Here is a 5801-nt window from a genome sequence, read left to right as displayed (position 1 = left end):
GCGACCTCCCGGGGAACGACGACCCGACAGGCCACCACTCCCACGGAACCACCACTCCTATCCCCGACCAGCGGAAACGCACCGATCACGCCCGGAAAGACAACACCTTCTTAGGCGCCCCGTAGGCGAGAGAGCCAATGTCACAGCCCCGCGCGCCAGCCCGACAACCAACGCCCACAAAAAAACCAAACCCCTCAACGCAGGCCCCCCAACCCCACCCCCCAACACCCCCCTGTGCTCCGAGCCACACAACCCCCCGCACCCTCCCCTCCCGATGCGCGATAGCCTGACCCGCGGTCTCTCGACACCAAGAGATCGATCAAACACCGGGGCAGGGACGCCCCACCGCCAGCTGTCCTACGGAGAACGCCATGACCCGCACTCCCGTGAACGTCACCGTCACCGGCGCGGCCGGCCAGATCGGTTACGCCCTGCTCTTCCGCATCGCCTCCGGCCAGCTGCTCGGCGCGGACGTGCCGGTCAAGCTTCGCCTCCTGGAGATCACCCCGGCGCTGAAGGCCGCCGAGGGCACCGCCATGGAGCTGGACGACTGCGCGTTCCCCCTGCTCCAGGGCATCGACATCTCGGACGACCCGAACGTCGCCTTCGACGGCACGAACGTCGCTCTCCTCGTCGGCGCCCGCCCCCGCACGGCCGGTATGGAGCGCGGTGACCTCCTCTCCGCGAACGGCGGCATCTTCAAGCCGCAGGGCCAGGCGATCAACGCCCACGCGGCGGACGACGTCAAGGTCCTGGTCGTCGGCAACCCGGCGAACACGAACGCGCTGATCGCCCAGGCCGCCGCCCCGGACGTCCCGGCGGAGCGCTTCACCGCGATGACCCGTCTGGACCACAACCGCGCGCTGACGCAGCTCGCGAAGAAGACGGGCACCACGGTCGCCGACATCAAGCGTCTGACGATCTGGGGCAACCACTCCGCGACGCAGTACCCGGACATCTTCCACGCGACGGTCGCCGGCAAGAACGCGGCCGAGGTCGTCAACGACGAGAAGTGGCTGGCCGACGACTTCATCCCGACCGTCGCCAAGCGCGGAGCGGCCATCATCGAGGCCCGTGGCGCCTCCTCCGCCGCGTCCGCCGCGAACGCCGCGATCGACCACATCCACACGTGGGTCAACGGCACCGCCGAGGGCGACTGGGTTTCCATGGGCATCCCGTCGGACGGCTCGTACGGCGTTCCGGAGGGCCTCATCTCCTCCTTCCCGGTCACCGCGAAGGACGGCGTGTACGAGATCGTCCAGGGCCTGGAGATCAACGACTTCTCGCGCGCCCGCATCGACGCGTCCGTGAAGGAGCTGGAGGAGGAGCGCGAGGCGGTCCGCGCCCTCGGCCTCATCTGATCGTTTCTGATCGAACCTCAACCCCTGAGTGTCCGTATCGGGCCTCAGGGGTTGTCGTTTTCGGGCCTCCTTGCGGAACCACGTCTGGCCCACCGCTCGCTCGGGCACGGTAGACGCATGCGCGATTTTCGGGACAGTGCACCCTCCTACCTCACCCTCCGGATCACCCCGCAGGAAGGGCCGCTCGCGGCGTTCGCGGAGCAGGAGGCGACCGAGGCGCTGAAGCGGTACCCGGAGGTGATGGGGCTCGGACTGCCGCAGTTCTTCCCCACCCGGGAGTGCGAGACCGGCGGCTGGGAGATCCTCACCATCGGCGACGGCACACCGCAGGGCGCCCGCGACTCGCTCGGCAGCTATTTCCGGCGGCAGTCGCAGCAGGCGGCCGACGAGAAGACCCGCCGCAAGTGGATGTCCGCCGCGAAACGGATGGACCGGGAGGCCGTCGACGAGGTGCGGGCCCTCGGGCAGCGGTTCCGGATCGCCCGCGCGGCACGGTTCATCCGCATGGGGCAGAGCGGGCCGGAGCCGCCCCGCCCGTCCGACAAGGACATCCCCGACGTGGGCATCGCGGACAAGCTCAGCGGGGACGACGTCGGCCACGTCATCGACTCGTACACCACCACCGGCCTCTCCGACGGACTCCTCAAGCTCGAACTCCTCAGCCTCGTCGGAGTGCCGACGGGCGACGCGCCCCCGACGATGCGGGAGGAGTCCGAGGCGGCCCGGCTGAACTACCCCGGCGGGGTCCTGCTGCCGCCCGTCTTCATCATCTCCCAGCGGGAGAAGGGCCGTTGGCGGACCTTCCACCCCGATTCCTCGCACGCCACCCCGCAGGGCGCGCGCGACGACCTCGCGATGTGGCTGCGCGTCACCGGGCTCTGGAACTGCGACATCGACGACGAGACGAAGGCCGAATGGTCCGCCCGCGCCGACCACCTGGACGAGACCCGCGCCGACGTCCTGCTCGTCGGGGACGTCTGCTACCGCGTCACCCGCGTCGAACGCATCGTCCGGATGGGCCCCGACGGCCCCGAGGGCTCCCGCCCCTCCGACTACAACCCCGAACCCCCGATCGACGTCCACGTCCGCCAACTGAAGGAACAGGGCCTCTGGCAAGAGGAGGAGGACCTCCCCACCCCCGCCGAACGCTCCGAGGGCCCCTCGGAGTTCGACACCTTCCGGGCCCTCCTGGAAGCCGAACACGAACGCCAACGCCAGTGGCGCAAGGCACGGGGGATGCGGGAGAACCCGTGAGGGGAGTTCCCTACGGGGACGACGGTGTCGACGCGGTTCTCAGCCCTCCTCCCGCGTCCCCCTGAACCCCGCCACGACCACCCCCGTCGCCACCAGCACCACCACCCCCACGGTCCGCAGCGCGGAGCCCATCCCGGAGGCCAGGTCGGGATGGGCCGCGAGCAGCGTCCCGGAGACGGCGACACCGAGGGCCGCGCCGATCTCCCGCGCGGACGTGCCGAGCCCGGAACCGAGTCCGGCCTGGTGAGGCGGCAGGGACGTCGCCACGCCCAGTGTCAGCGCGGGCATCGACAGGCCCATGCCCGCCGAGATCGTCAGCAGCCAGCACGCGTACACCGGGTACGGCGTCCCCGCGTCCGCCGTCGACGCCCCCAGCAGCCCGAGCCCGATCAACGCGAGCCCCGCCCCGATCACCGGCCTCGGCCGCGCCGACCACCGCGCCGCGAACTTCGGCACCAGCGCCATCCCGACGATCAGGGGGACGATCGCGACGCCGGTGACGCCGGGCCCGTACCCCTTCACCTCTTGCAGGTACTGCGAGTTGACGAAGAACAGCGCGAACAGCCCGAAGAACCCGACGGCCAGGCCGAACACGGTGGCGCTGAGGCGGGGGGAGCGGAAGACGCGGGGGTCGAAGAGAGGGGTGCGCGTCGGGGCGTCCTCCCCGGCCCGCGCCGCCCGCAGCGACCGCCACGTGAACGCCCACACCAGCGCCGCCCCCACCCCGAACGCCGAGAGGATCACCGGTGACGTCCAGCCGTGCTCCGGGCTCTCGATGATGCCGAACAGGACGGCGACGAGGCCGGCGGTGAGCAGGAGCGTGCCGACGGGGTCGAGGGAGGCGTGCGGTGAGCGGGGTGTGCGGGGCGTCGACAGCGCGACCCCGAGCGCCAGCAGCCCGGCGAGCGGGACCATCACCGCGAACAGCGCACGCCACGTCAGGAACTGGCCCACCAGACCACCCCCGAGGTTCCCCGCCATCCCGCCCAGCCCGATCGCCAGCGTCCACGACGCCATCGCCTGCGCCCGCCGCGCCGGACCCGCGAGGTGGACGACGAGAGACATCGTCGCCGGGGTGACCAGCGCGGCCCCGGCGCCCGATATCCCCCGCCCGGCGATCAGCAGCGCCGGCACCGACGCGCCCGCACTGACCCCGGCACCCACCGCGAACAGCCCGAGCCCGGCGAGCAGGGCACCCTTGCGTCCGTACCGGTCTCCCAGGGCGCCCGCCGGGATCAGCAGCCCGGCGAAGGCGATGACGTACGCGTCGACGGTCCAGAGGATCTCCGCGCGGGAGGGGTGCAGGCCGGAGGCGGCGAGCTGGGGGATGAGGAGGTTGATCGCGGCGACCATGCTCTGTGCGACGAGGACACAGGCGCACAGAGCGAGGAGGGTGGAGCGCTTGAGCGCGGGGGCGGGAGCCGAGGCGGTCTCCGGCCGGGTTCGGGTGTGCGAGGGCACGGCTCCTCCAGGGAGCTGGGCGGTGTGGGAATCCCGGTCGTCGGGCTCTTTCACCGTAGGCTCGGAGTGACCTGCTTTCCAGTGCAACCTTCGCAAGGGACAGATGCGCGTGACGCAATCCGCAGACGTCGACCTCAACCTCCTGCTCGCGCTGGACGTCCTCCTGGAGGAACAGAGCGTCCAGGGGGCCGCGCGGCGCCTCCACCTCTCCGAACCCGCCATGAGCCGCACCCTCGGCCGCATCCGCAAGGCCCTCGGCGACCCGGTCCTGGTCCGGGCGGGCCGCCGCATGGTCCCGACGCCGCGCGCCCTCGCCGTCCGCGCGGAGGTGAGCGTCGTAGTGGAACGCGCCCGCGCCCTGTTCACCCCGGCGGAGTCCGACCTCCGCACCGTCACCCGCACCTTCTCGATCCTCGGCCACGACGCCATAGCCGCAGCCCACGGCCCCGCCCTCCTCGCCCGCGCCGCCACCGACGCCCCCGGCATCCGCCTCCGCTTCCTCAACGAGAGCCACCTCGACGCGCCCTTCCTCCGCGAAGGCAGCGCCGACCTCGAAGTGGGCGTCATCGACACCACAGCACCGGAGATCCACACCGAACTCCTCGCCGAGGACCGCATGATGGGCGTGGCCCGAGCCGGACACCCTTTGCTGGACGGGGAGTTGACCCCCGAACGCTTCGCCCTCGACGCGGACCACCTCACAGCGTCCCGCCGAGGCAAACTGAACGGCCCCGTAGACACCGCCTTGGCCGCCCTGGGCCTGAAACGCCGGGTGGTAGCCACCGTCGGCTCCCTCCCCGCCTCCCTCTTCATCCTCCGCGACACCGACCTCATCGGCCTCAACACAACCTGGGGCCTCCCCCTGGCCCAAACCCTCGGCCTGGCCCACTTCGAAGTCCCGCTGGCGCTACCGCCGTTGAAGCTGGGCATGGCCTGGCACCCACGACATGACGCGGACCCGGCGCACGCGTGGCTCAGGGGCTTGGTGAGAGAGGCGATCACGGGCTGGAGGACCATCCAGCGGCCCCCGGTCTTCTAGGGGCGCGGGGCGGTTGGTTCGGTGGGCGGTGTGTTGTTAGAGGTCCCCCGGTAGGCCCCAGTTCTCGGGGTTCGCGGTCAGGTCCTGGAGGAGTGTTTCGACGGTGGGGTCGACGATGTCCCAGGCGTGGACGAGGGGATGCGCGTCGTACAGTCCGCAGGCGTCGCCGTCGACATGCGAGGCGTCACACCACCGCAGGACCGGGAACCGAAACCCGTCGTCGCCCCACAACATCCACTGCCCGTCGTCCGCCGCCTCCCCGTCCCACAGGAAGTCGGCGTGCTCTCCCGGATGCCCTTCCGCCAGTTCGCAGCAGACGTACCCTTCCGCGAACTCGCAGTCCTCGTACGCCCCTTCGGGCGCCGACTCCAACAAGGCCAGCACTTCCGGCACGGGCAGCAGCCTGACCCCGGTGCACTGCAACATGACGCCCTCACAGATCGGTTGAGACTTCCCAGCCGGACGACGACGAGTCGTCCCCTTCTCGCCGGATGACCCCCCACTCCACGAGCCGCTCCGCGACGAACGTCGGACTGACCCGGAACTCGCGGGCCAACGCGGCGGCGGACACGCCCTGTCGGTACCGGTCGACGACGTTCCCCCGCGCCCTGACGAACTCGGCGCGTGCCTGCGTGACTTCGGCGCTGCTGCGGCGTCGGGCACGGCCCTTGAACACGCGGGCACCG

At 71.1% G+C, this 5801-nt stretch carries 6 protein-coding genes; 3 read left to right on the top strand and 3 right to left on the bottom strand.

Annotation, left to right across the window (positions count from 1 at the left end; all coding sequences use genetic code 11):
• The first annotated feature begins 371 nt into the window (after positions 1–371).
• Positions 372–1361, top strand: a complete 990-nt coding sequence (locus tag ACVNF4_RS31495) for a malate dehydrogenase (RefSeq protein WP_461806292.1) — start codon at positions 372–374, stop codon at positions 1359–1361.
• A gap of 117 nt (positions 1362–1478) precedes the next feature.
• Positions 1479–2615, top strand: coding sequence for a DUF5954 family protein (locus tag ACVNF4_RS31490; protein ID WP_461806291.1), 1137 nt, complete (start codon positions 1479–1481; stop codon positions 2613–2615).
• A 39-nt stretch (positions 2616–2654) separates the two neighbouring features.
• On the opposite strand, the gene ACVNF4_RS31485 is transcribed toward ACVNF4_RS31490, so the two are convergent.
• A complete protein-coding gene (locus ACVNF4_RS31485; protein WP_461806290.1) occupies positions 2655–4076 on the bottom strand; it encodes an MFS transporter in 1422 nt (473 codons plus the stop codon).
• A gap of 103 nt (positions 4077–4179) precedes the next feature.
• Between ACVNF4_RS31485 and ACVNF4_RS31480 the strand changes: the two genes are divergently transcribed.
• Positions 4180–5115, top strand: a complete 936-nt coding sequence (locus tag ACVNF4_RS31480; RefSeq protein ID WP_461806289.1) for a LysR family transcriptional regulator — start codon at positions 4180–4182, stop codon at positions 5113–5115.
• A gap of 36 nt (positions 5116–5151) precedes the next feature.
• Here the strand turns inward: ACVNF4_RS31480 and ACVNF4_RS31475 are convergent, their stop codons facing one another.
• Both ACVNF4_RS31475 and ACVNF4_RS31470 read right to left on the bottom strand, forming a co-directional pair.
• A complete protein-coding gene (locus ACVNF4_RS31475; protein ID WP_461806288.1) occupies positions 5152–5541 on the bottom strand; it encodes a hypothetical protein in 390 nt (129 codons plus the stop codon).
• A gap of 7 nt (positions 5542–5548) precedes the next feature.
• Positions 5549–5801: hypothetical protein (locus ACVNF4_RS31470; RefSeq protein WP_461806287.1), on the bottom strand; the 253-nt coding region annotated here is incomplete at its 5' end.

The sequence above is a fragment of the Streptomyces sp. S6 genome (assembly GCF_054880855.1).
Note: the sequence above shows the minus strand (reverse complement) of the source record. Positions and strands in the feature narration are given on the sequence as shown.